This is a genomic window from Streptomyces sp. NBC_00637 (genome assembly GCF_045161545.1).
Classification (GTDB): Bacteria; Actinomycetota; Actinomycetes; order Streptomycetales; family Streptomycetaceae; genus Streptomyces.
Window position 1 is genome coordinate 4,589,169 of sequence record NZ_CP109046.1, and the last position, 24,156, is coordinate 4,613,324.

Genomic DNA, 24,156 nt, shown 5'->3' on the forward strand with positions numbered 1-24,156 from the left:
TGTGAGGCGAAGGACACCTCCCGGCCCGGCGCCGCGACGATGGCCTCGATCTGCCGGCGGGGTGTCACCGGCTCCGGACCGGTCAGGGCATACGTGCGCCCCTGATGGCCGGGCGCGGTCAGCGCCACCCGTGCCACCGACGCGACGTCCGCGAGAGGGATGGTCGGCAGGGCCGTCTCCTTGTACGGCGCGCGGACGGTTTCGTGCCGACGGACGGAAGCCGCCCACATCAGGCTGAGGCCGGGAGTGGGGCGTACGAGTGGCGCGACACACTATTGCAAGCAGGTGCTTGCAATAGTTAGCAAGACTGGTGCACAGTGGAGCCATGGCATCGCTCAACGTCGGCAATCTCGGTGAGTACCTGCGCGAGCAGCGGCGCAACGCGCAGCTGTCGCTGCGGCAACTCGCCGAAGCCGCCGGCGTGTCCAATCCGTACCTGAGCCAGATCGAGCGCGGGCTGCGCAAGCCGAGCGCGGAGGTGCTCCAGCAGGTCGCCAAGGCGCTGCGGATCTCCGCCGAGACGCTGTACGTGCGGGCCGGCATCCTCGACGCGGAGCGGGACGGTGAGGAGTACCGGGACGGGGCGACCCGTGCCGTCGTCCTCGCCGACCCCACGCTGACCGAGCAGCAGAAGCAGGTGCTGCTCCAGATCTACGAGTCCTTCCGCAAGGAGAACGGATTCGCGGACGGCGACGGCGCGGCGGGCACACGGAACCACGAGAGCGACGCCGACCCGCAGCAGACGGCCGGTTGACCGGACCAGGGGACCGGCCGCCGAGCTGCGGACCTGCACGACCCTCAGCCGAATACGACGTATGTGAATCCGGGAGGACCTTCACCATGGCCATCACCGACGACCTGCGCAAGACCTTCAGCGACCCCACCCCGTTCTACTTCGCCGCGGGCACCGCCGATCTGGCCCTCCAGCAGGCGAAGAAGGTGCCGGGTCTGGTGGAGCAGCTGCGCACCGAGGCCCCGGCCCGTTTCGAGGCCGTCCGCAACACCGACCCCAAGACCGTGCAGGAGAAGGCCGGCGCCCGCGCCAAGGAGGCGACCGCCAAGGCCAAGGAGGCGCAGGAGACCCTCCAGACCAAGGTCACCGACTTCATCAGCAGCCTCGACGGGGACCTCAAGAAGATCGGCAGCACGCTCGACGCCGACCTGAAGAAGTTCGGCGAGTCCGCCCAGGACTTCGCGCTGCGCGGGGTCGGCGTCGCCGCCGAGTACGCCGTCAAGGCCCGTGAGACGTACGAGAAGGTCGCCGAGCACGGCGAGCAGGCCGTGAAGACCTGGCGCGGCGAGGCCGCCGAGGAGATCGAGGAGCTCGCCATCGCGGTCGAGCCGAAGTCGGAGCCCAAGCCGGCGCCCGTGGTCCAGCCGGTCGCGGTCAAGGAGGCGCCGAAGCCCGCCGCGGCCGCGACGCCGTCCGAGTCCGCCGAGGCGAAGAAGGCCGCCGCCGCCAAGAAGGCTCCGGTCCGCAAGCCCGTCGCGACGAAGAAGACCACGCCGCCGGCCAAGTGAGACCGACGGCCGGGACGGACACGGCGGACAAGGACATACAGGCACGGGCCGGGCACTCAGGTGGTGCCCGGCCCGTTGTACGGGTAGCGGAAGCGCGGTTGCGGGTACGGTGACCGCGTAAGGACGGACGAGCGAGTCGAATCGCGTCGAGTCGGGTGGTGGACGTTGTGCTGATCCAAGGCTTCGCCGGGCTGCTGTGGCTGCTCTACCTCGCCATGCTGGTCCTCGCGGTGGTGGCGCTGGTGATGGCCGCTCTGTTCCGTGACGACGCCTACCGGGCCGCCGACAAGCAGAACAAGGGTTTCTGGCTGATCATCCTGGGCATCGCGGTGGCGGTGAACCTCCTGGTGCCGATGCTCTTCCTCCAGCTCGCGGGACTCGTCGCCACGATCGTCTTCTTCGTGGACGTACGGCCCGCCCTCCGGCAGGCCGGCGGTGGCGGCGGCTGGGGCCGCAGGCGCGGCGGCAGCAGCAGCGACGGCCCGTACGGCCCGTACAACGGCGGCCGCTGACCCACAAGAGCCTTCCGCGCCCCGCAGCCCCTACCCCGGGGTGCGGGGCGCCGCGCGTACGGGGGCTCCGCGGCGGGATCCCGATCAACTGGACGGGCGGCACAGCTCTGTCCGGCGAACGGCGACCGGTACGAGTCCGTCCCGCGACCGGCGACCGTTACGAGCGGCAGGGCGCTGTCTCGGGGTCGGCGTCGGGGTACTGGTGCGGCGTCGGGTTACGCGGTCGGCGTCGGGACGCGGTCCAGCAGGACCACTGCCACGTCGTCCGTCAGCTCGCCGCCGTTGAGCTGGCGGACCTCGTTGACCGCGGCCCGCAGCAGCGCCTCGCCGCTCAGGCCCTCGGCGAGCTGGCGGCGGATCATCTCCACCATGCCGTCCTGGCCCAGCCGTTCCCGGCCTTCGCCGATCCGCCCCTCGATCAGGCCGTCGGTGTACAGCATCAGGCTCCACTCGGCGCCCAGCTCGACCTGCATCCGCGGCCAGCGGGCGCCCGGCAGCAGGCCGAGGGCGGGGCCGTTGTTGTCGTACGGCAGCAGCCGCGCGGGCCGGTTCGGGCGGGCGATCAGCGGTGCCGGGTGGCCGGCCAGGCACAGGCCCGCCCGGCGGCCGTCGGGCGCGATGTCCACCGTGCACAGCGTCGCGAAGATCTCGTCGTCGTCGCGCTCGTGTTCCAGCACCTGCTGAAGCGTGTTCAGCAGTTCGTCCCCGCACAGGCCCGCCAGCGTCAGCGCCCGCCAGGCGATGCGCAGCTCCACGCCGAGCGCCGCCTCGTCCGGGCCGTGCCCGCAGACGTCGCCGATCATGGCGTGCACGGTGCCGTCCGGCGTGCGCACGGTGTCGTAGAAGTCGCCGCCGAGCAGCGCGCGTGAGCGGCCGGGGCGGTAGCGGGCGGCGAAGCGCAGCGGGGAGCCCTCCAGGAGGGGTGTGGGCAGCAGCCCGCGCTCCAGCCGGGCGTTCTCCTGCGCGCGCAGCTTGCCCTCGGCCAGCCGTCGCTCGGCCGTGTCGGAACGTTTCCTCTCCACGGCGTAGCGGATCGCGCGGCTCAGCAGCCGGCCGTCCAGCTCGTCCTTGTAGAGGTAGTCCTGGGCGCCCACGCGAACCGCCTCGGCGCCGCGCTCGGCGTCGCCGGACGCGGTGAGCGCGAGCACGGCGTGCCGGGGGGCGAGCCGCAGCACGTGCCGCAGGACGGTGAGCTCGTCGTCGGTCTCGCCCGCCTTGCCGGGCGCCGGGAGCGCCAGGTCCAGCAGGATGCAGTGCACGTCATGGGTCAGCAACCGCTCGGCCTCGGTGAGGTTGCGGGCGGTGCGTACCCGGATCGGCTTGCCGTCCGCGTCGAGCAGGTCGTGGACGATCGGCGCGGCCGTGGGGTCGTCCTCGATCAGCAGCAGGGTGAGGGTCGTGTGCGCGGTACCCACAGCGGGGCCCGCACCGGTGGCGCTGACGCTCGTGGCGCTCACGCTGCCGGTCGTGCTCGTGCTGCCGGTGGTGCTCATGCCGGTGGTGCTCATGCCGGTGGTGCTCACGCTGGTCGTGCTCACGCCTGGGTGGACGCCGTCGGCGGGCGTGGCGTTGAGCGCGCTGTGGTGGTGCGCGGCGTTGTTCCGGTTCTCGGCCGTGGTCGCCTCGTTGCGAACGGTTTCCTTGGAAGGGCCGCCGACTGCGGGCGCGGCCTGCGCCTGACCACTTTCCACGGCCGGGATCGCTCTCTGCCGCGGTACGGGTACGGGCATCGTCTCGAGTTCCTTCCCTCCCCCCGAGGGCATGGCGGGGACGAGGGACCTCGACCCACCGACGGGGACCATAGCGGCAGAAGGTGCCGCAACGGAATGGTGTGAAGCAGGCCGCTTGATCTCTGGCCACTGTCATATGCCGCGTTCTGTCCCGCATTTGGGCAGGGCGGGTGTGGTGCGGGGATGACGAACGTCACGTCGGCGCGGGGTTTGGTGACGGGGCGAAGGTGGCCTGGGTCACGTGAAGAGCGGCTTCGCGAGGAGCCGCCCGGCACCCGGCCGCCCGGCACTGCGCGCCCCGCCTCACGCGTCGGGCCGGACCACCCCGAGTATCGGCATCGAGCCCGCCCCCGCGAGCGTGACCGTACGGCCCGGTCGCGGGGCGTGGATGATCGCGCCGTCGCCCACGTACATCGCGACGTGGCTCGCGTCGGCGAAGTAGATGATCAGGTCGCCGGGGCGCATGTCCGCGACGGCGATGTGCGGCAACTGCTTCCACTGCTCCTGCGAGGTGCGCGGTATCGGCTGCCCGGCGCTCTTCCAGGCCTCGGAGGTCAGTCCGGAGCAGTCGAAGCTGTCCGGCCCCTCCGCGCCCCATACATACGGCTTGTCGATCTGGGCGGTGGCGAACTGCACCGCCTTCTTGCCCTGGACGGACGCCGCGCTGTCGATCTCCTGGAGAATTCCGGTGTCCAGCCAGGCGGTCTGCGCCTCGAGCGCGACCTGCGCCTCCAGTTGTTCGAGGCGCTCCTTCTCCTTCTTCTCCAGCCGGGACTCGAGCTTCTCGGCCGCCGCGATCTGCTTCTCGATCCTCTTCTGGGCGGCCGCCTTCGTCTTGCGGCCGGCCTCCAGCTTCTGCCACTGGGTGGAGGCGTCCTTGGCGTACTGCTCCAAGTCCTGCTGGGTACGGGTGAGTTCGCTGATCAGGCCCTTGGTGGCGCGCTGCCCCTGGAGCACCCGGCCCGCGCCGTCGAGGAACTCCGACGGGTCCTCGGTCAGCATCAACCGGGCCTCGTCCGGCAGGCCGCCGGTGCGGTACTGGGCGCGCGCCGCCGCACCCGCGCGGTCCTTGAGGTCGTCCAGCTTCTCCTGGCCCGCGACGATCTTCTTGGCCAGCTCGACGATCTCCGCGGACTGCTTCTTCGCCGCTTCCTCGGCCGCGTTGTAGGCGTCGGTGGCGACCGCGGCGTCGTGGTAGAGCGCCTCGAGCTGGGTGCGGACGGCCTCGAGATCCTTGTTGGACGCGGTGGAGGGTAGCGGCGGGGCCGTGGAACTCGCCGACGGCGACGGTGTGGGGTCCGGGTCGGCGAACGCGGTGCCGGGTGCGCCCAGCACGGTGACCGCGCAGACCACCGTCACAGCCGCCGCGAGCAGGCCGCGCTTGCCCGTCCCCATACCCCGTCCCCCAACCCCTGATTAACCGTCAGTAACTTACGGTGCCCGGGGGATCGTGCCACGTCACGGCCGAAAACGACAGAGGTGACGACGGAACGCGGGAGCGGTACGGCGACCGAAGCAGTCCTTCCCCTCTTCGCCACCCCGCCATGACGATCTCCCCGTCAGTGTGACGAACGACTCACGGAGATCGTTCCCGGCGATCCGGGTAGAGGCGGGGATCCGGCACCGGGGGGGGGCGGCCTCGGCTCGGTCACGGGTCGGCTCAGGCTCGGGGAGCCAACGCCCCCCACCGCACCGTCACTTCCCCCTGCCGCCACCGCGCCGGTCCGTCCGTCACCGGCCAGTGGGCCGTCAGATCCCGCACCGCGCGGATCCACCGCTGACGCGCGCCGTACGAGGCGTAGGGCGCGGCGGCTGCCCAGGCGCGGTCGAAGTCGCGCAGGAAGGCGTGCACCGGTTCACCCGGGACGTTGCGGTGGATCAGGGCCTTGGGCAGCCGCTCCGCCAGGTCCGAGGGCCGGTCCAGGGAACCCAGCCGGGCCGCGAAGGTGACCGTGCGCGGCCCTTCCGGACCGAGCGCGACCCATACGTGCCGGCGTCCGATCTCGTCGCAGGTCCCTTCGACGAGCAGACCGCCGTGGGACCCGGTCACCGGATCGGCCGGAGCGAGCCGCGCGCACAGCCGCTGCCAGACCGCGGCGACCTCGTCCTCGTCGTACTGCCGCAGCACATTGGCGGCACGTACGAGGTGCGGCCGCCGGGACACCGGGATCTCGAAACCGCCGTGCCGGAAGTCCAGCCCGTCGCACGCGTACGGCTTGGCGGCCGCCACCCGGGCGGGTTCGATCTCGACGCCCACGACCCGCGTGCGGGGCGCGACGGAACGCAGTCGCCTGAGCAACTCGACGGCCGTCCAGGGCGCCGCCCCGTACCCGAGGTCGACGGCGAGCGGCTCGGCGGCGCGGCGCAGCTCGGCGCCGTGCGTCGCGGCGATCCAGCGGTCCATGCGGCGCAGCCGGTTGGGGTTCGTCGTCCCGCGCGTGACCGTGCCCACAGGGCGGGCGGGGGCGCGGGAGGTCATGCCTACGAGGGTAGTGCGGCCCCGCCCTCGGCCCGCCCGGAGTCCCCCTTCGCTCGGGAGGGGAGGGGAGGGGAGAGGAGGCAAGGAAGTAAGGGAAGTACGGGAAGGGGGGGCGGGGCGGGGCGGGGCGGGGCGGGGAATCGCGGGCCCCGCGCCGGCAGCCGCAACGCATACCGCCCTCGAACGGTTGAGCGATATGCGGTAATGACTGTGCAAAAAACGCTCCTTTCCGAAACCTGTACGGAATGGGAACGCCTCGCTTCGGTGTTGCTCCCCCTTGGAGGGCCCCGAAACCCTCTTTCCGGCATGCCCGCAGCAAGGAGGAACGCCCCGTGAGCCAGTACACCAACAGGCTCGGGCGTCGCTCTTCGGCGGCACCCTCGCGGCTCAGGCTCCACCGCCGCCCCCGCCGCGTCGCGATGCTCTCCGTGCACACCTCTCCGCTCCACCAGCCCGGCACCGGCGACGCGGGCGGCATGAACGTCTACATCGTCGAGCTCGCGCAGCGCCTCGCCGCGATCAACATCGAGGTCGAGATCTTCACGCGCGCTACCACCGGCGGCCTCCCGCCCACGGTCGAGCTGACCCCCGGGGTCCTCGTCCGGCATGTCGACGCCGGCCCCTACGAGGGCCTCGCCAAGGAAGACCTCCCGGCCCAGCTGTGCGCCTTCACGCACGGGGTGATGCAGGCCTGGGCCGGTCACCGCCCCGGCTACTACGACCTCGTGCACTCGCACTACTGGCTCTCCGGCCACGTCGGCTGGCTGGCCGCCCAGCGCTGGGGCGCCCCCCTGGTGCACGCCATGCACACCATGGCCAAGGTCAAGAACGCCAACCTGGCCGACGGCGACACCCCCGAGCCCGCCGCCCGCGTCATCGGGGAGACCCAGATCGTCGCCGCCGCCGACCGCCTCATCGCCAACACGGCGGAGGAGGCCGACGAACTCGTACGGCACTACCACGCCGGCCCCGGCAAGGTCGCGGTGGTGCACCCCGGCGTCAACCTCCAGCGCTTCACCCCGGCGGACGGCCGGGCCGCCGCCCGCGCCCGTCTGGACCTGCCCCAGGACGCGCTCGTCCCCCTCTTCGCCGGCCGCATCCAGCCCCTGAAGGCTCCCGACGTGCTCCTGCGCGCGGTGGCGGTCCTGCTCGACGAGCGCCCCGAGCTGCGCTCCCGCATCGTCGTCCCGGTCGTCGGCGGCCCCAGCGGCAGTGGCCTCGCCAAGCCGGAGGGCCTGCAGAAGCTGGCCGCCCGGCTCGGCATCGCCGACGTCGTACGGTTCCGTCCGCCGGTCGGCCAGGACCAGCTCGCGGACTGGTTCCGGGCGGCCTCGGTGCTGGTCGTGCCCTCCTACAGCGAGTCCTTCGGGCTGGTCGCCATAGAGGCGCAGGCGGCCGGCACCCCGGTGCTCGCGGCCTCCGTCGGCGGGCTCCCGGTGGCCGTGCGGGACGGCGAGACGGGCTTCCTCGTACAGGGCCACGATCCAGCCGCCTACGCGCGCGTGCTCGCGCGTTTCGCCGACGCCCCCGACCTCGCCCACCGGATGGGCGCGGCCGCCTCCGCGCACGCCCAGTCCTTCGGCTGGGACACCGCGGCCGCCGCCACCGCCGACGTCTACACGGCCGCGGCCCAGTCCCACCGCCGTCGCGTACGCTCCGAGCATGGGTGACGTGGAGAAGACGGCCGCACAGGTCATCGAGGGTTTCCTGAAGGACGCGGAGCTGGAGTGGGAGACCCCGGCCCCCGGCACCTTCGTGGTCCAGCTGCCCGGCACCCGCAAACTCAGGACGACCGTCTCCCTCATCGTCGGTCGCCACTCCCTCTCCCTGAACGCCTTCGTCGTCCGGCACCCCGACGAGAACGAGTCCGGCGTGCACCGCTGGCTCCTGGAGCGCAACCTCAAGCTGTACGGCGTGAGTTACGCCGTCGACCGGCTCGGCGACGTCTATGTGACCGCCCGCCTCCCCCTCGCCTCGGTCACCGCCGACGAGATCGACCGCCTCATGGGCCAGACGCTGGAGGCCGCCGACGGCGCCTTCAACACGCTCCTGGAGCTGGGCTTCGCGAGTGCTATCCGCCGGGAGTACGAGTGGCGGGTCTCCCGGGGCGAACCGACGCGCAACCTGGACGCGTTCGCGCATCTGACGCAACGCCCGGCCGACTGACCCCGGAACCGCTCATGTCCGGCGATCCCCGTAGCGCCCGGGCGTGACCCCCACCAACTTCCGGAAATGCCGGGTGAGATGAGCCTGGTCGTAGAACCCGGCCGCAGCCGCGACCTCACCCGGCGGCCGCCCGTCCAGCAGCAGCCGGCGGGCGAGGTCGACCCGGCGGGCGGTGAGGTACCGGTGCGGCGCGATGCCGTACGCCGCGCTGAACGCCCTTACCAGGTGGGCCGGATGGGCCGACACGAGCCCGGCGGCCTCGTCCAGCGTCAGACCTTGGACGACATGTTCGTCGAGCAGCTCACGCAGGCGGCGGGCGAGGCCCGGGTCGCGGTGCGGGGCAGCGGTGCGCGGCCCCGCTCGCAGATGGGTCCGCAGCCGCTCGCCGATCAGCGTCAGCCGGCTGCCGGCCTCCAGCTCGTCGCCGGGCCGGACGAGGGCGGAGTGCAGCTGGCCGACCCGTCGGCGCAGCACGGGATCACGCAGGTCGGGCGCGTCGACGGCGGCCCCGATGAGGTCGACGCCGAGCACGTCGGAGTCCAGGTACAGCACCCGTTTGCGGAAACCGTCCGCGGTGGCCGGTGAACCGTTGTGCGGGACGTGCGGCGGCAGCAAGGACACCGTGTCGTGCGGGGTGCCGTGCTCGTGCCGGTCGAGGTCGTACCGTACGGCGCCGTCGTCGACGATCAGCAGCGTCCACGCCTCGTGCACGTGCATCGGGTACGCGTACTCGGTGAAGTGGGCGTGGAAGACCTCCACGACGCCCGGGACGGAGGGGCGCCAGGCGGAGACTTCCTGCCGGGGTGCCATGCAAAGAACGTACAAGACGAAGTCGTACGACGATCGGCAGTCTCGCCGTATGACCACGAGCACGAACACGACCACGAGCACCGTCACGGGCACGAGCGCCGCCACCGCCACCGCCACGAGCATGACCACGGCCGAAGGCACAGGCGTCAGCACGGGCACGGCCGCCGGCCCCGTCCGCTTCGACACGAAGATCGCCGTCCTGCTGCGCGAGGACCTGGAGACCTGGCAGCGCCTGAACGTCACCGCGTTCCTGGTCAGCGGCCTCGGCACGGCCCTCCCCGAGGTGATCGGGGAGCCGTACGAGGACGCGGACGGCGTGCGATACCAGTCGATGTTCCGCCAGCCGGTGCTCGTCTTCGAGGGGACGAAGGAGACGCTGACCGCCGCTCACGCGCGCGTGCTCTCCCGGTCCCTCCCGCGCGCGGTGTTCACGAGCGACCTCTTCGCGACCGGCAACGACCGCGACAACCGCGCGGCGGTGCGCGCCGTGCCGACGGCCGGGCTGGATGTCGTGGGTCTGGCGGTCTACGGCCCGAGGAACGCGGTGGACAAGGTCCTGAAGGGCGCACGAATGCACCCCTGACACCGGCGTCCACCGCCCGCGCGGCGCCCGTCGCTCATACGGCGTCGGCCGCGGGCTCGCCGGCGAGGACGGCCTTGTCACGGCCGAGGACGGTCTTCTCACCGAGGACGGTCTTCTCACCGAGGACGGTCTTCTCACCGAGGACGGTCTCCGCGACCCGGCCGACCCGCTCGTCCCGGCCGACCCGGTCGGCAGGGCTGTCGACCCGGCTGTCGATCCGGCCCTCGTCCCTCCCCGGAAGGCGCCGCATCAGCACGGCGTAGCCGACTCCCGCCGCCGTCCCCACGACCGCGCACAGCGCCCACAGCCACTCCGCCCCGAACCGGTCGATGACGAAACCGGACATCACCGGGGCGATCAGCGAGGCCACGGCCCAGGAGAGCGTGTACATGCCCTGGTAGCGCCCGCGCCCGTGGGTCGGGGAGAGGCGGACGACCAGCCCGGTCTGGGTCGGCGCGTTGACGATCTCCGCCAGGGTCCACACGCAGACGGTGAGCGCGAAGACGCCGACCGACCCGGCGAAGGCGGTGAGCCCGAAGCCGTACCCCGCGAGCACCGAGGAGACGACCAGCAGCCGGCGCGGGTCCCGGTGCTCGATGAACCGGGTGACGGGGATCTGCAACGCGACGATGAGCACGCCGTTGACGGCGATCGCCATGCCGTAGTCGGCCGACGTGAACCCGGCCGCGCCCATCGCCACAGGCAGCCCCACGGCCCCCTGCTGGAAGACGAGCGCGACGAGGAAGGACAGCCCGACGACGCTCATGAACCGTCCGTCCCGCACCACGGCCCCCAGCCCGACGCCGTCCTCCCGTACTGCCTTCTCCTCCCGTTCGGGCCGGGACTCGGGCAGCTTGAGGAAGACGACGAGCGCGCAGACGAGGGTCATGCCGGCCTCCAGGAGGAACCCGGCGCGGTAGCTGACCTCGGCGATGAAACCGGCGCCCATGGAGGAGACGGCGAATCCGAGGTTGATGGCCCAGTAGTTGAGCGAGAAGGCGCGGACCCGGTCCTCGGGTCGCACGATGTCGGCCATCATCGCCTGCACGGCCGGCCGGGAGGCGTTGGAGGCCATCCCGACCAGGAAGGCGACGCCGGCGATGGCGACGGGATGCTCCACGAACCCGAGCAGCGCCACCGAGGCGGCCGTCGCGGTCTGGGCGACCAGCAGTGTGGGCCGCCGTCCGAGCCGGTCCGCCATCATCCCGCCGCCGAGCGACGAGACGACCCCGCCCAGCCCGAGCAGCGAGGCGACGAGCCCGGCGTAGGAGGCGGAGTATCCGCGGTCGAGTGTCAGGTACAGCGCCATGAAGGTGGCGACGAAGCCGCCGAGCCGGTTGACGAGGGTGCTGGTCCACAGCCACCAGAACTCGCGGGGCAGCCCGGAGAGGGTCTCGCGGGCGGCACGTCTCAGGACGGCGACGGACATGACGGATCCCCCGGAGGCAAGCGGCTTCGTAGCCGGCGCATGTAAGTGGCTCAGGCAGCGCTCAGAACTTACGAGAGGCGAAGCGTCGGAGGCCACTCGATTAACAGATCCCGTCAACCGTCAGAGGGCCTGTCCGCGGCCTGTCCGCGGTACGAGCGGGCGCACAACGGATCGGAGCGGTGGATTACGCTCATACGCATGGCCGACGCACCGTACAAGCTGATCCTCCTCCGTCACGGCGAGAGCGAGTGGAACGCGAAGAACCTGTTCACCGGCTGGGTGGACGTCAACCTCAACGAGAAGGGCGAGAAGGAGGCGGTCCGCGGTGGCGAACTCCTGAAGGATGCCGACCTCCTCCCCGACGTGGTCCACACGTCGCTCCAGAAGCGCGCGATCCGCACGGCCCAGCTGGCCCTCGAATCCGCCGACCGCCACTGGATCCCGGTCCACCGCTCCTGGCGCCTGAACGAACGCCACTACGGCGCCCTCCAGGGCAAGGACAAGGCGCAGACCCTCGCGGAGTTCGGCGAGGAGCAGTTCATGCTCTGGCGCCGCTCCTACGACACCCCGCCCCCGCCGCTCTCGGACGACTCCGAGTTCTCCCAGGCCTCCGATGCCCGCTACGCGACCATCCCGCCGGAGCTCCGCCCCCGCACGGAGTGCCTGAAGGACGTCGTCGTCCGCATGCTCCCGTACTGGTACGACGGCATCGTCCCGGACCTCCTGACGGGCCGCACGGTCCTGGTCGCCGCCCACGGCAACTCGCTCCGAGCCCTCGTCAAGCACCTGGACGGCATCTCCGACGCCGACATCGCCGGCCTGAACATCCCGACGGGCATCCCGCTCGCCTACGAACTCGACGCCGACTTCAACCCGCTCACCCCGGGCGGCACCTACCTCGACCCGGACGCGGCAGCAGCAGCGATCGAAGCGGTCAAGAACCAGGGCAAGAAGAAGTAGGCAACACCCTTTGGGCCCCCGACCTGCGAGTTCCTCGCGGGGCGGGGGCTTTTTGGTGGGGCTGGGCCGACCCTCGGGCCGTCAGCCGGTTGTTCGGAACCGCTCAGTGCTTCAGAAAGTACGGCTCCGGCTGTTCTCTCGCCGCTGTTCTCTCGCCTCTGCCCGGCCCCGGCATCGCGGAGGGCTGAGACGGCTGCCGCCGCGTCCTCCTCGGACACGGAGGTGGGAATCACGGCAGGAACCTGCGTCAGGCCGCCGACGGCGGACCGATCGCTGAGGCTGCCGCGACTTGGCTTGCGCGATGCGCGGCCTTATGGACGTCGGTCGTTCGGCTCGGGGTCCCAGTGCTCGGGCCCGGTGCCGCGCCAGTCGATCCAGGGTGAACCCGCTATCTCCGCCGGGTCGATCTCCAGCCCGGCGCGGCGGAGGAACTCCGCGACGTCGGCGACGTGGTGAGCCAGTCCGAGGATCTCGCCGTCCACGCGAACGCGCCGGCCGCCCTTGGGGGAGGGCGGGTCCACGATCACGCGGCTCGGTCCGGGCATGTCTTCGGGGTCGTCCGAGGCATGTGGCCCTGCGTCCCGGCCCGTCATCCGGTCAGCCGCTCGCGTACATCCGCTGCCGCGCCTTCCGGGTGCCGCAGTTCCCACCACGCCGTGGGGCTGGGGCGCCCTTGTTGCCAGTAGGGGTGGAAGAACACCTGGGTGGACAGCCGAAGCAGACGCCGCCGAAGCTCTGTGCGACCCGGCCGGGCAGCGAGCTGCCGGTAGGTGGCGCACCACTCCTGCTGCGCTTGGACGAGATCGTCGGGGAACCGTCGCATGACGAAATTCAATCATGTGTTCGATTTCCTGCGCCATCCGACACGGGCAAGAGGACGGGGTGCCCGTCACAGCCGCCCGCGATGACCGTCGCCACCGTCCGACACCAACGGGCGCGTACCCGGGCGCTCACTGCCGAACCTCGGCGAATCGATCTGCTCAGTCGTTCACGTCATTCAGGGCCTACCGACGTCACGCCTGTGAGAGGCATGGGGGTCACCCGGGTCACCCGGAATCACGGGCAACAGCGCGAACAGAGCGGGGACCACATCGCGAAGACGCGGCTGCGGCCTCCGTGGTCTGCCGCGGGTCGGCAGGCTCGTCGATGTGGTCCCCGCTGTGGGACCTGCGTGGTGATGGGTCTGTAGGGGTGGGGCGGTGGTGCTGGGGCGGTGGGTTCAGCCTTGGCCGGGTTGTTGCCGGGACTTGTCGGCTATCTGGGTTCCTGATGCACGTGCCTGGTCGGTCACCTGGGTGGTCTGGTCGCGGGCCTCGTCCTGCGTGGTGCGCGCGGCCTCCGCGGCGGTGTCCTTGATCTCCTGCGCCGCTCCCTGTGCGGTCTCCTTGGCGCCTTCCTTGAGGTTCTGCGCGGAGTCGAGGGCGGCCTGCTTGACCGGTTCCAGCATGTCGCCGCCGCGTTCCATCAGGTCGGCGGCCTTCTCCTGCTCCAGCTGGGACGCGGGCAGCATCGAGGCCGCCAGCATGCCGGCGCCGAACGCGATGAGACTGGCGGCCAGCGGGTTGCCCTGGGTCTGGCGCATCGCCTGTTCCGGGGCCTGCCGTACGGCTTCACCGGCTTGGCCGGCCGCCTCACGCGCGGTGCCGACCGCCTGCTGGGTGCCCTCCTGCAGCGACCCGGCCATCGACTGCGCGCCGCCGCCGACCTCTTGGGCGGCCTGGGAGGCGGATCCCATGACCCGTTCCCGCATGCCCGAGACCGCGCCGCGCATCCTGCGGGTGCGGCGACGGGCCATACGGCGCGGGTTGGCACGGTCGGCGAGCCGGTCCACGTCGGCGGACAGCCGATCCCGGGTGGCGGTGATCTCGGCCCTCATCTGATCGGGTGACGTGCCCATTGCGCATTCTCCTTCAGCGTCTCGACGGTCTGCTCGGGCTTCGGTTCCACGGTGCGCATCCGGGCGCGGCCCTTCTGGTACAGCACCGCGCCGACCACGGCCCACACCGCGGTGACGATCAGGGCGGCCCAGCCGCCGTCCATCACGTTGGACAGGCCCAGCACGGCGGCCAGGGACAGGAACAGCAGCACCATGTAGCCGGCGAATCCCGCGCCGCCGTACATGCCGGCCGCCTTACCGGCCTTGGTCGCCTCCTGTTTGACCTCGGTCCTGGCGAGTTCGAGCTCCTGCCGGAACAGGGTCTGGACGTCGGAGGTCACGGCGGACAGGAGTTCACCCACCGAGGTGTCCTCCCGATGCGCCGCCATCTGGCGGGACAAGAGCGAGGACATCTGTCACACCTCCGGATACGGGCGAGCCGAAGCACCGCCCGGGGGCATGCCGGCGGCCGGCTGCATCTCCGGCGGAGGACCGGACGGGAGCGCCGTGGGGCGTCCCTCGGCCGTCGCCGCGGGCTGCTCTCTCCGCTTCTCGGCGGCCCCGTCGGACTTCGACGCCACCTTCACGAGCCGCCCGACGGCCAGCCCTGCCAGCAGCGCGCCGCCCAGGAACATGCCGGGACGTCGGCGGGCGAAGTCCTGTACGTCGGTGAGGGCGCCGTCGACTCCCTGCCGGTCCAGATAGTCGGCCGCCCGGTGTCCGCCCGCGGCCGCCTGGGCCGCGAGGCTACGGGCGGGCGAGTCGCTCCGGGCGTTCTCCGCCAGCCCGTTCAGGTCGTCCGCCCACTGGCGCAGTGAGCCGGCGGCCCGCTTGGCCTGTTCGTCGGCCTCGTCCATCGCACGGCTCCGCAGATCGTGGGCGACCGCGCCCACCTGCTGTCGTGCCTCACCCGCCACGGCCTTGGCCTGATCCACGGCGGTGTCCGTGACCTGTCCCGCGGCCTGCCGGGCCTGATCGGCGGTGGCGGATGCCTCCGTCTTGGCCGTCTCTCCTGCCTGCCGCAACCTCGTCGTGTCGCCCTGCACTGCCTCGCTCATCAGCCACTCCTCCTCACGACCGTGTACTTTCCGGTCCGTTATGTAATCGAGTGACTGGTTTGAGGGGATTCACACCCCTCGGGAAACAATTTCGGGGCGGATGACGGAGGCGGTCAGGCCGGCGCGGTCCGGGCGCGGTCGCCGGGGCGGGGTGAGGCGGGGGCCGCGTGCGGGGTGGGGCCGCCCGGCCGGGGTGGTTCGGGGAGAGCGTTCGCTTCGTGAGCGCCCGGCCGGGGTGTTCCGGGGGCGCCGTCCGAGGTGCGAGCGAGGGGGCCGTCGCGGTAGCCGACGAGGAGTCGGGCTTCCCGGAGCAGTACGGTGCGCGGTTCCTCGGGGTCGGATGCGGGGCCCCGGGTCACCCGGTGGCGGCCGGGCGGCGAGGCGGGCAGGCCGACGCCACCTTCACCGGGGGTTCAAAGGTGCGGGGTTCGGTCGATCTGGCTGGTTATCGTCACCGGTGCGTCACAGGTCGGTCCGCGGGAGAACCCCTGAGCTGCCCGTTCTGTCGGTCCTGACGGATGACACGCAGGCGGATGGTCGCCGGGGGCCGACGCCCTCGGCGATTCGGAATCGGGGGCAGCAGCATGCGGGACGAGAACACGACCACGACCACGGACGAGAACACCACCACGGACGCGAACACGAACGAGAACGCGAACAGGAACGCGAACAGGCACGGGAGCGGGCACATGCGCTGGAACAGGTTCGGGATGCGGGCCGCCGTGATGACGGCCGTCGTGGCCTCCGCCGCTCTGATGACGACGGGATGCGACGCGGGGAAGTCCCCCAGCGCTTCGGCCACTCCCGCGTCCGGCACCCCCGCGTCCGCCTCTTCCGCGTCCGCCGGTCCGTCCGTCAGTCCCGCGTCCGGCAGTCCCGTCTCCGCGACTCCCGCCCACGTGACGTCTCCTTCCGGCGCGCCGCCCGCCGCGAGCACCGTTGTCGTGACGCCCGCCGTGGACAGCTCGGCCGGGACCACGCCGGGCTGTTCCGCGGGCAGCCTGAAGGCCGCCGCCCGGCAGGCCGCCGATCGGCCCGACGGTACGGGGACGGGGGCGGCGGTCGTCGAGTTCACCAACACCTCGGCCAAGGCGTGTGTCCTGAAGGGCCACCCGACCGTCGCGGGGGCAGGCAACGGCTCTCCCGAGAAGAACTTCCCGCTCACCGTCACGACCACGGGCTCCGCCTCGCCGGTGAAGCTGGCTCCCGGGGGCAGCGCATGGGTGAAGCTGACGTTCGTGCAGGTGCAGGGAGAGGCCGACGGGTACTGCGAATCCGGTGCGGAGCCCAGGGTGTACCCCACGATCGTCGTCGGACTGCCGGGCGCCGGGAAGCACCAAGTGGCCCTGGACGACGGTCAGTTCGCCGAGTGCGACAACACGGTGACCGTCACCGCCGTATCGGCGGTCGAGCCTTCCTGAGGCCGGTCCGGGCCATCCGCGTCCCCGGCCCTGTCACCGTCCCCGTCCTCGCCCCTGTCGCCCCCGGCGGAGGTTCCGAGCGCTGTCACACCGTCAACGGCACCGGGTGGATCTCGTCCGCCCTGTGGCCGGTGCGCTCGTGCACGCGGAGAACGGCCTCCGCCGAGGGTGCCTCGGAGAGGCAGTAGACGGTTCCGGACTCCGGGTCCGCCCAGGCCCGGTCGAAGTGCACGCCCTCTTCGCCCTCGACGGCGAGGTCCGCCTGGTGGGCTTCGAGGAGCTGGTCGGCGGTGATGCCCTGCATGCCGTGGTGGACGTCCATGAAGCGGGTCATGACTGCCCGCCCCCTTCCGGTCTTCGCCGTGCCCGTGTACCTGCCTGTGCCCGCGGGCCTGTACCTCCATGCTGCGCTCGCGCTCCCCGCGTTGCGACCGGACGCGGGGTGAGCGTGCATGGCGAGGGCATGGCGAGGGGCCCGGTGCCGATGACGGCGCCGGGCCCCTCGTTCCCACACGTTCGTCGGTGGGCTTCAGCCGCACTGGCAGGGGTTGCCCGACTGGCACCCGCAGCCGCACCCGGAACCGCAGCCGCACGCGCCGATGAGCATCAGGTTCCTGATCTCGGCGGGCTGCTCGGTCGGGCGTTCCTGTGCGGGGTCGGGCGTGGGAGTGGTGGGGGACTCGGCCATGGGTTCCTCCCGGAGGCGTTGGACCTGTGCCCATTGCATGCCCGTTCCGCTGGGCGCATCAACGGCTCAACGGCGCACAGGGGCCTGCACACGCCCTGCGGGGACCCGGTACGCCCCCGGCGGACGACCCCGCGATCACCCGCCCCGGCCGGACCCGGGTCGACCCGCCCCGGCCGGATCCACGGTCGGCCCGCCCCGGCCGGACCGCGGTCACCCGCCGGGACCGGGACCGGGACCCGGGCCGGACCGCCGTCGGGGTCAGACCCCCTCGGCCGCCGTCCCCGTCCCGGTCCCTGTCGCGGTTCGCTTTCCCGCTCCGGTCGCCGGCTGGATGTCCGGCTGGATCTCCGGCTGGAGCTCGTCCGCGTGCTCGCCCGTCACCAGGAACACCACGCGCTTGGCGACGGCCACCGCGTGGTCGGCGAAGCGCTCGTAGTAGCGGCCCAGCAGGGTGACGTCGACGGCCGTCTCGATGCCGTGCTTCCAGCGGTCGTCCAGCAGGTGCTGGAAGAGCGTGCGGTGCAGGAGGTCCATCGCGTCGTCGTCCGACTCCAGCTGGAGGGCGAGGTCGACGTCCTTGGTGACGACGACCTCCGCCGCCTTCGCCATCAGGCGCTGGGCGAGCTGACCCATCTCCAGGATCGTGGCGTGCAGGTCCTGCGGGACCGCGCGGTTCGGGAAGCGCAGCCGCGCCAGCTTCGCCACGTGCTGGGCCAGGTCGCCCGAGCGCTCCAGGTCGGCCGACATCCGCAGCGAGGTGACCACGATCCGCAGGTCCGTCGCCACCGGCTGCTGCCGGGCCAGCAGCGCTATCGCCCGTGCCTCCAGGTCGTGCTGAAGCTCGTCGACCCTCTTGTCGGCCTCGATGACGCTCTCGGCGAGCTTCAGGTCGGCGTCGAGAATGGCGGTCGTGGCGCGTCCGATCGCCGACCCGACCAGCCGGGCCATCTCCACCAGGCTGTCGCCGATCGAGTCCAGTTCCTCGTGGTACGCGTCCCGCATCAGGGTTCCCTCTCGTACGTCGTGCTTGGGGTTCGGGTTCGGTTCCGGGGGCCAGAACCGGCCGCGAACCAGGTCGGAACCGGCTGCTGCACCGACGCCGACCGGCCGTGGAACCGGTGCTGCGAACCCCACGGTGCCACGCTCCGCCCCGTACGCGTCGATTTCCGGCACCCCAAATGAACCACCACTGGCTCCAAGGTGAACTCTGGGCGACGAGTGTTCGAGGTCGCACCTCGACAGCTGTGGCCAGGACCGATCGCGTGCCTAACCTGGTGGCATGGACGTGAACGCGGCGGTCGCCGCAGCGGCAGCGATCGCCGGGGTGCTCACCGGTGTCATCGCCATGCTGGCGTTCCGCTGGAGCGAGCGGGAACAGAAGCGCCCCACGCGCACCTCCCTGCACACGGACCCGGTGCTTCCGCCGGGTGTGGACACCGTCCTCTCCGTGCTTCGCTCCTCGGCCGTCGTGCTCGACGAGGCCGACGCCGTGGTGAAGGCCAGCTCCGCCGCCTACGCCCTCGGGCTGGTGCGCGGCGGCCGGCTCAGCGTCGAGCCGATGCTCAAGATGGCCCGGGACACCAGACGCGACGGAGAGATACGCCAGGTCGAGCTGGACCTTCCCCGGCGTGGGACCGGGCGCGGCGAGGCTCTCGCCGTGTCCGCCAGAGTGGCCCCGCTGGGTTCCCGGCTGGTGCTCCTGCTCGTGGAGGACCTCACCGAGGCCCGTCGTATCGAGGCGGTCCGGCGGGACTTCGTGGCGAACGTCAGCCATGAACTGAAGACCCCGGTCGGCGCGCTCTCCCTTCTCTCCGAGGCCGTCATGGACGCCTCGGAAGATCCGGAGGCGGTGGAGCGGTTCGCCGGCCGTATGCAGATCGAGGCCACCCGGCTGACCAGCCTCGTGCAGGAACTCATCGACCTGTCGAGGGTCCAGAACGACGATCCTCTGGAGGACGCCGAGCCGGTCGGGATCGACGAGCTGGTCGCCGAGGCCGTCGACCGCTGCCGGCACCAGGCCGGCACCAAGCAGATCACCATGGCCGCGGGCGGCACCGCCGACCTACGCGTCTTCGGGAACCGGGGCCAGCTGGCCGCGGCCCTCGGCAACCTGGTCGAGAACGCCGTCAACTACTCGCCCGCCCGGACCCGCGTCGGTATAGCCGCCCGCCGGGTGAGCGCGCCGGGCGGCGACCTGATCGAGATCGCCGTGACCGACCAGGGCATCGGCATCTCCGACAAGGACAAGGAACGCATCTTCGAGCGCTTCTACCGCGTCGACCCGGCCCGCTCCCGCCAGACGGGCGGTACGGGTCTCGGGCTGGCGATCGTCAAGCACGTGGCCGCCTCGCACGGCGGGGAGGTCACGGTGTGGAGCGCCGAGAACCAGGGCTCCACGTTCACCCTGCGTCTCCCGGAGGCGGGCGTGGCCCGCGACCGCGCGCAGCAGCACCCCGACCCGGACGAGGTCGACGACGTCGACGACCTCGGTGACGTCGACGAGGTCGGTCACTCCTCCCCTCACCGCTCCACCCACACACCACCCCGCGCCTCATCCCCCGATTCGTCCGCGTACCGGACGCTTTCCGCCCCGGAGGTCCTTCCGTGACCCGAGTGCTCGTCGTCGAGGACGAGGAGTCCTTCTCCGACGCCCTGTCCTACATGCTCCGCAAAGAGGGCTTCGAGGTCGCCATCGCGGCCACCGGGCCCGACGGACTCGACGAGTTCGAGCGCAACGGCGCCGACCTCGTACTGCTCGACCTGATGCTGCCGGGCCTGCCCGGTACGGAGGTGTGCCGTCAGCTGCGCGGCCGCTCCAACGTCCCCGTGATCATGGTGACCGCTAAGGACAGCGAGATCGACAAGGTCGTCGGCCTGGAGATAGGAGCCGACGACTACGTCACCAAGCCCTTCTCCTCGCGCGAGCTGGTCGCCCGTATCCGGGCCGTCCTGCGTCGCCGGGGCGAGCCGGAGGAGGTGACCCCGGCGGCCCTGGAGGCCGGCCCGGTCCGCATGGACGTCGACCGCCACGTCGTGACGGTCTCCGGCTCCAAGGTCGACCTGCCCCTCAAGGAGTTCGACCTCCTGGAGATGCTGCTGCGCAACGCCGGCCGCGTCCTGACCCGTATGCAGCTGATCGACCGGGTCTGGGGCGCCGACTACGTGGGCGACACCAAGACCCTCGACGTCCACGTCAAGCGCCTGCGCGCCAAGATCGAGCCCGACCCGGGCGCCCCGCGGTACCTGGTGACGGTCCGCGGCCTGGGCTACAAGTTCGAGCCGTAGGCCGGCCCGGCGCCCTGATGCCCGCGGAGCGGGGTGAGGGGTGCGTCGGGGAGGGTTGAACAGGCAGGAAGGGCGGCACCCCGTGTGGGGTGCCGCCCTTCCTGTGTGCCGGTGTGCGCGCGGGTCAGCTACCGGCCGCCGACTCGGACGCGGAGGCCGACGTCGACGCGGAGGCCGAGTCCGACGGGGACGCCGATCCGGTCTCGGCGGCGCCGGAGGCCGAACCGGAGGGGGACGCCGACGCGCTGCCGGAGGGGGACGCCGAGGCGCTCGGGATGTCGCTCGGGCCCCACTTCGAGAAGTAGCTCTCGGCGGGGACGACGAAGGCGCGCAGGCTCACCTCGCCGGTCTCGCTGAAGGTGAAGGTCACCTTCTGCGCGTCGCCGTCCTTGACGGCCTCCCGGCTGCTCGACAGGACGGCGGACGCGTTGTTCGCGCCGCCGATGACGACGGAGCCGCCGGCCGGGACGGTCAGCGCGCCCTTGCCCTTGGCGGGCGAGAGCTCGGCGGACTTGCCGCCGTCGAGGGTGATGGAATCCAGCGTCTGCGCCTTGCTGCCGCTGTTGAAGACGGTCGCCGAGATCACGGCGGGACCGGTCGACTCCAGGTCGGGCTGGGTGATGACGATGACGTTCTGAAGCTTGATGTCACCGACGCTGGTGGCGGCGTTGTCCGGCTTGATCTCCAGGGTCTGGGAGTCGTTGCCGGCCCCACAGGCGGCGAGCGAGGCGATCGAGAACGCGATGGCGGAAGCGGCGAGGGCGCCGCGTCGAAGGCTGCTGCTCACGGCGGCGGCAACTCCTTGTACACGCGGGCGGCTTTCCTTTGGATAAAGCCGTCCTAAGGGTCTGTCAGCGGCCTTAGGTTACCGAGCCGTTCTCGCGCCACCGCACCCGACCCGCCTCTAGAGCGATCCCATGCCTCGACGGACGCGCGGAACGCCCTCCGTCACCACCCGTCCCGACCGTCCCAAGCGACCCACGAGTCACATCGGCTTCACCCGTCGTCTTCCCGCCCGTCTTCCCGTCGTCCCCTCTCCTTCTCCTCCCCCTCTTCTCTTCTCGCCCGTGTTCCTGCCGCTCTCTTCCCGCGCTCTTCCGTCTCACCGGCGCATTCGCATAATCGCGCCGGACGTCCGCTCGCGGATTTTCGGTGAAGGAATGCGAGGTCGCCCCCGGAATTGATCACGGCTCGGGTCCAGGGGTCGATGATCAATTCCGGAAACGGCTCGTATCAGGCCAGGTGAACCGAACGGAGTAGCGTAAGTCGCACTCATGGAAGCGGACATTTGTGGACGTTCGCCCCTTCGGGTGGAGCTCCGGATGCGTGTAACGTGCGCGTTTCTCCCCCCTCGGAGAGCGCCTCCGACCTGCGAATACCTGCTTCCGCCGACCCTCCGCAGCACGTTCCAGTTGCTGTTGTCAAGCCCCGAGATATGCCCTGACCTGCGAAAACGCCATTCAGAACCCGCAGTTTCCGTGTTACCCTGGATAGCCACGGAAGGGGTACCTGTCACATGACGTTCAAGGTTGGCGACACCGTGGTCTATCCCCATCACGGGGCCGCGCTGATCGAGGCTATCGAAACTCGCCAGATCAAAGGCGTGGACAAGACCTACTTGGTGCTGAAGGTCGCCCAGGGTGACCTGACGGTACGTGTGCCAGCGGACAATGCGGAGTTCGTCGGCGTACGTGATGTGGTCGGTCAGGACGGGCTGGACCGGGTCTTCGAGGTGCTGCGCGCGCCGTACGCCGAGGAGCCCACGAACTGGTCGCGTCGTTACAAGGCAAATCTGGAGAAGCTCGCCTCCGGCGATGTCATCAAGGTCGCGGAAGTCGTGCGTGACCTGTGGCGTCGTGAGCGCGAGCGCGGACTCTCCGCCGGTGAGAAGCGCATGCTCGCCAAGGCCCGCCAGATCCTGGTGAGCGAGCTCGCTCTCGCGGAGAACACCAACGAGGACAAGGCCGAAGCCCTGCTCGACGAGGTGCTCGCGTCCTGAGCTCGACGCGTTTTTCGCGTGCTGACGCCGGCCCGAGACCGGCTTCGGCACGCTGAAGAACACGCGCAGTGAAGAACATGCGCGCTGAGGACCATGCGCGTTGTAGAACACTGAAATGCCGCGGTGCCCGATGACGAATTCCCGTCGCCGGGCGCTGCGGCATGTTCGCGCCCGGACAACCGCCGTCCGCCTGCCCCACGGGGGTGATCGGTCGGTACCGCGCCGAACCGCCCCCGATAATGCGACCGATGCTTCGATACTTGGTGTGCCGGGCCCGGGCAGCTGCCTCGACCGGCACGTCACGGAAGGGTCCGGTCAAGGCGTCGCGCCCGGCACTTCCAGGGCCATACCCACGCCGGGCCGGAACACAAACCTGACAGGAACCGATGTCTGACGATTCGCGTCCCTCCCCCGCGCCCACCCGCACGGCCGCGGTGATTCCGGCCGCCGGGCGGGGTGTCCGCCTCGGTCCGGGCGCCCCCAAGGCACTCCGCACGCTGGGCGGCACGCCCATGCTGATCCACGCGGTACGCGCCCTCGCCGCCTCCCGGGCCGTCTCCCTGGTCGTCGTCGTGGCGCCGCCGGACGGCACCGCCGAGGTGAAGTCCCTGCTCGACGCGCACGCCCTGCCCGACCGCACCGACTTCCTGGTCGTGCCCGGCGGTGAATCCCGCCAGGAGTCCGTGAAGCTCGGCCTGGACGCGCTGCCGCCCGGCCACGAGATCGTCCTCGTGCACGACGCCGCGCGGCCCCTCGTCCCCGTCGACACGGTCGACGCCGTGATCGAGGCCGTACGGGACGGCGCCCCCGCCGTCGTCCCGGCACTGCCGCTGGCGGACACCGTCAAAGAGGTCGAGCCGGCCGGGACCGCCGGCGATCCCGAGCCGGTCGTCGCGACCCCCGAGCGCGCCCGCCTCCGTGCGGTGCAGACCCCGCAGGGCTTCGACCGGGCCACTCTGGTCCGCGCCCACGAGACGGTCACTGACAACGTCACCGACGACGCGAGCATGGTCGAGCAGCTGGGGCTGACGGTCGTGGTCGTCCCCGGCCACGAGGAGGCCTTCAAGGTCACCCGGCCGCTCGACCTGGTCCTCGCGGAGGCGGTCCTGGCCCGCAGGAGGCTCAACGATGGCTTCTGAGACGTGGCCCGTGCTTCCCCAGGTCGGCATCGGCACCGACATCCACGCCTTCGAAGAGGGCCGCGACCTGTGGTGCGCGGGCCTGAGGTGGGAAGGGGAGGGCCCCGGCCTGGCCGGGCACTCCGACGCGGACGTGGTCGCGCACGCCGCCTGCAACGCGCTCTTCTCCGCGGCCGGCCTCGGTGACCTGGGGCAGCACTTCGGCACCGGGCGCCCCGAGTGGTCCGGCGCCTCGGGCGTCACCCTGCTCACGGAGGCGGCCCGGATCGTCCGGGCGGCCGGCTTCGTCATCGGCAACGTCGCCGTACAGGTCGTCGGGCCCCGCCCCAAGATCGGCAAGCGGCGCGACGAGGCGCAGAAGATCCTCTCCGAGGCTGCGGGCGCGCCGGTGTCGGTGTCGGGTGCGACCACGGACGGGCTCGGCTTCCCGGGCCGCGACGAGGGCCTGATGGCGATCGCGACGGCGCTGGTGGCACGCACCGGTACACCCGCCGACTGAG

Annotated in this window: 27 protein-coding genes and 1 pseudogene; 13 read left to right on the top strand and 15 right to left on the bottom strand. The window is 71.4% G+C overall.

The features are described 5' to 3' along the window. Positions 1 to 5: 5 nt before the first annotated feature. Positions 6 to 260: pseudogene (locus OG440_RS20170) on the bottom strand (capsule biosynthesis protein CapD); the annotation flags it as partial. 65 nt (positions 261 to 325) lie between these two features. Between OG440_RS20170 and OG440_RS20175 the strand changes: the two are divergent. From OG440_RS20175 to OG440_RS20185, 3 genes are all read left to right on the top strand, one after another. Further along, positions 326 to 754, top strand: a complete 429-nt coding sequence (locus OG440_RS20175) for a helix-turn-helix domain-containing protein (protein WP_406008194.1) — start codon at positions 326 to 328, stop codon at positions 752 to 754. Between the two features lie 86 nt (positions 755 to 840). Further along, complete coding sequence (locus OG440_RS20180; RefSeq protein ID WP_406008195.1) at positions 841 to 1,521, top strand: hypothetical protein; 681 nt, start codon at positions 841 to 843, stop codon at positions 1,519 to 1,521. A gap of 167 nt (positions 1,522 to 1,688) precedes the next feature. After that, entirely contained in the window at positions 1,689 to 2,033 is a 345-nt protein-coding gene (locus OG440_RS20185; RefSeq protein ID WP_406011401.1) for a DUF2516 family protein, read from the top strand. A gap of 215 nt (positions 2,034 to 2,248) precedes the next feature. On the opposite strand, the gene OG440_RS20190 is transcribed toward OG440_RS20185, so the two are convergent. From OG440_RS20190 to OG440_RS20200, 3 genes are all read right to left on the bottom strand, one after another. After that, entirely contained in the window at positions 2,249 to 3,763 is a 1,515-nt protein-coding gene (locus OG440_RS20190) for a PP2C family protein-serine/threonine phosphatase (RefSeq protein ID WP_406008196.1), read from the bottom strand. Positions 3,764 to 4,066: 303 nt separating this feature from the next. After that, positions 4,067 to 5,158: an NlpC/P60 family protein gene (locus OG440_RS20195; protein ID WP_406008197.1), complete on the bottom strand. Its 1,092-nt coding sequence runs from the start codon at positions 5,156 to 5,158 to the stop codon at positions 4,067 to 4,069. A 265-nt stretch (positions 5,159 to 5,423) separates the two neighbouring features. Continuing rightward, complete coding sequence (locus tag OG440_RS20200) at positions 5,424 to 6,242, bottom strand: class I SAM-dependent methyltransferase (protein WP_406008198.1); 819 nt, start codon at positions 6,240 to 6,242, stop codon at positions 5,424 to 5,426. 332 nt (positions 6,243 to 6,574) lie between these two features. Between OG440_RS20200 and mshA the strand changes: the two genes are divergently transcribed. Next, positions 6,575 to 7,912, top strand: a complete 1,338-nt coding sequence (gene mshA / locus OG440_RS20205; RefSeq protein ID WP_406008199.1) for a D-inositol-3-phosphate glycosyltransferase — start codon at positions 6,575 to 6,577, stop codon at positions 7,910 to 7,912. Then, a complete protein-coding gene (locus OG440_RS20210) occupies positions 7,905 to 8,408 on the top strand; it encodes a YbjN domain-containing protein (RefSeq protein WP_406008200.1) in 504 nt (167 codons plus the stop codon). The genes mshA and OG440_RS20210 overlap by 8 nt, the downstream gene beginning before the upstream one ends. 12 nt (positions 8,409 to 8,420) lie before the next feature. Here OG440_RS20210 and OG440_RS20215 read toward each other — a convergent pair whose 3' ends face one another. Continuing rightward, entirely contained in the window at positions 8,421 to 9,218 is a 798-nt protein-coding gene (locus OG440_RS20215; RefSeq protein ID WP_406008201.1) for an AraC family transcriptional regulator, read from the bottom strand. Between the two features lie 121 nt (positions 9,219 to 9,339). Between OG440_RS20215 and OG440_RS20220 the strand changes: the two genes are divergently transcribed. Beyond that, positions 9,340 to 9,801 (top strand): DUF2000 family protein, encoded by a 462-nt coding sequence (locus OG440_RS20220; RefSeq protein ID WP_406011402.1) that lies wholly within the window; start codon positions 9,340 to 9,342, stop codon positions 9,799 to 9,801. Between the two features lie 34 nt (positions 9,802 to 9,835). Here the strand turns inward: OG440_RS20220 and OG440_RS20225 are convergent, their stop codons facing one another. Beyond that, positions 9,836 to 11,230 (bottom strand): MDR family MFS transporter, encoded by a 1,395-nt coding sequence (locus tag OG440_RS20225; RefSeq protein WP_406008202.1) that lies wholly within the window; start codon positions 11,228 to 11,230, stop codon positions 9,836 to 9,838. A 198-nt stretch (positions 11,231 to 11,428) separates the two neighbouring features. On the opposite strand from OG440_RS20225, the gene OG440_RS20230 reads away from it, so the two are divergent. Then, positions 11,429 to 12,190, top strand: a complete 762-nt coding sequence (locus tag OG440_RS20230) for a phosphoglyceromutase (RefSeq protein ID WP_406008203.1) — start codon at positions 11,429 to 11,431, stop codon at positions 12,188 to 12,190. A gap of 311 nt (positions 12,191 to 12,501) precedes the next feature. Here OG440_RS20230 and OG440_RS20235 read toward each other — a convergent pair whose 3' ends face one another. The 5 genes from OG440_RS20235 to OG440_RS20255 form a co-directional block, all read right to left on the bottom strand. Further along, positions 12,502 to 12,735, bottom strand: a complete 234-nt coding sequence (locus OG440_RS20235) for a hypothetical protein (protein WP_406008204.1) — start codon at positions 12,733 to 12,735, stop codon at positions 12,502 to 12,504. A 44-nt stretch (positions 12,736 to 12,779) separates the two neighbouring features. Then, a complete protein-coding gene (locus OG440_RS20240) occupies positions 12,780 to 13,013 on the bottom strand; it encodes a hypothetical protein (protein ID WP_406008205.1) in 234 nt (77 codons plus the stop codon). 396 nt (positions 13,014 to 13,409) lie between these two features. Beyond that, the gene (locus OG440_RS20245; RefSeq protein WP_406008206.1) at positions 13,410 to 14,087 is read right to left on the bottom strand and encodes a DUF3618 domain-containing protein; all 678 of its coding nucleotides are present in this window, start codon (positions 14,085 to 14,087) and stop codon (positions 13,410 to 13,412) included. Then, the gene (locus tag OG440_RS20250) at positions 14,063 to 14,479 is read right to left on the bottom strand and encodes a phage holin family protein (protein WP_406008207.1); all 417 of its coding nucleotides are present in this window, start codon (positions 14,477 to 14,479) and stop codon (positions 14,063 to 14,065) included. Before OG440_RS20250 ends, OG440_RS20245 begins: the two co-directional genes overlap by 25 nt. Positions 14,480 to 14,482: 3 nt before the next feature. After that, a complete protein-coding gene (locus tag OG440_RS20255) occupies positions 14,483 to 15,124 on the bottom strand; it encodes a hypothetical protein (RefSeq protein ID WP_406008208.1) in 642 nt (213 codons plus the stop codon). A gap of 584 nt (positions 15,125 to 15,708) precedes the next feature. On the opposite strand from OG440_RS20255, the gene OG440_RS20260 reads away from it, so the two are divergent. Continuing rightward, complete coding sequence (locus OG440_RS20260; protein ID WP_406008209.1) at positions 15,709 to 16,545, top strand: DUF4232 domain-containing protein; 837 nt, start codon at positions 15,709 to 15,711, stop codon at positions 16,543 to 16,545. Between the two features lie 85 nt (positions 16,546 to 16,630). Here the strand turns inward: OG440_RS20260 and OG440_RS20265 are convergent, their stop codons facing one another. The 3 genes from OG440_RS20265 to phoU all read right to left on the bottom strand — a co-directional run bounded on the left by OG440_RS20265 (position 16,631) and on the right by phoU (position 18,235). Next, positions 16,631 to 16,879: an SCO4226 family nickel-binding protein gene (locus OG440_RS20265; protein WP_406008210.1), complete on the bottom strand. Its 249-nt coding sequence runs from the start codon at positions 16,877 to 16,879 to the stop codon at positions 16,631 to 16,633. A 195-nt stretch (positions 16,880 to 17,074) separates the two neighbouring features. Continuing rightward, positions 17,075 to 17,233 (bottom strand): hypothetical protein, encoded by a 159-nt coding sequence (locus OG440_RS20270; protein WP_189921217.1) that lies wholly within the window; start codon positions 17,231 to 17,233, stop codon positions 17,075 to 17,077. A gap of 258 nt (positions 17,234 to 17,491) precedes the next feature. Next, positions 17,492 to 18,235, bottom strand: a complete 744-nt coding sequence (phoU, locus tag OG440_RS20275; RefSeq protein ID WP_406008211.1) for a phosphate signaling complex protein PhoU — start codon at positions 18,233 to 18,235, stop codon at positions 17,492 to 17,494. A 277-nt stretch (positions 18,236 to 18,512) separates the two neighbouring features. Between phoU and OG440_RS20280 the strand changes: the two genes are divergently transcribed. Both OG440_RS20280 and OG440_RS20285 read left to right on the top strand, forming a co-directional pair. Continuing rightward, complete coding sequence (locus OG440_RS20280) at positions 18,513 to 19,841, top strand: sensor histidine kinase (protein ID WP_406008212.1); 1,329 nt, start codon at positions 18,513 to 18,515, stop codon at positions 19,839 to 19,841. Beyond that, entirely contained in the window at positions 19,838 to 20,518 is a 681-nt protein-coding gene (locus OG440_RS20285; protein ID WP_007382946.1) for a response regulator transcription factor, read from the top strand. The genes OG440_RS20280 and OG440_RS20285 overlap by 4 nt, the downstream gene beginning before the upstream one ends. Before the next feature lie 124 nt (positions 20,519 to 20,642). Here the strand turns inward: OG440_RS20285 and OG440_RS20290 are convergent, their stop codons facing one another. After that, a complete protein-coding gene (locus OG440_RS20290) occupies positions 20,643 to 21,305 on the bottom strand; it encodes a DUF461 domain-containing protein (protein ID WP_406008213.1) in 663 nt (220 codons plus the stop codon). 729 nt (positions 21,306 to 22,034) lie between these two features. On the opposite strand from OG440_RS20290, the gene OG440_RS20295 reads away from it, so the two are divergent. The 3 genes from OG440_RS20295 to ispF all read left to right on the top strand — a co-directional run bounded on the left by OG440_RS20295 (position 22,035) and on the right by ispF (position 24,155). Then, positions 22,035 to 22,517: a CarD family transcriptional regulator gene (locus OG440_RS20295; protein ID WP_003953493.1), complete on the top strand. Its 483-nt coding sequence runs from the start codon at positions 22,035 to 22,037 to the stop codon at positions 22,515 to 22,517. A 386-nt stretch (positions 22,518 to 22,903) separates the two neighbouring features. Next, positions 22,904 to 23,656, top strand: coding sequence for a 2-C-methyl-D-erythritol 4-phosphate cytidylyltransferase (gene ispD, locus OG440_RS20300; RefSeq protein WP_406008214.1), 753 nt, complete (start codon positions 22,904 to 22,906; stop codon positions 23,654 to 23,656). Continuing rightward, entirely contained in the window at positions 23,646 to 24,155 is a 510-nt protein-coding gene (gene ispF / locus OG440_RS20305; RefSeq protein WP_406008215.1) for a 2-C-methyl-D-erythritol 2,4-cyclodiphosphate synthase, read from the top strand. Before ispD ends, ispF begins: the two co-directional genes overlap by 11 nt. Position 24,156: the final 1 nt, after the last annotated feature.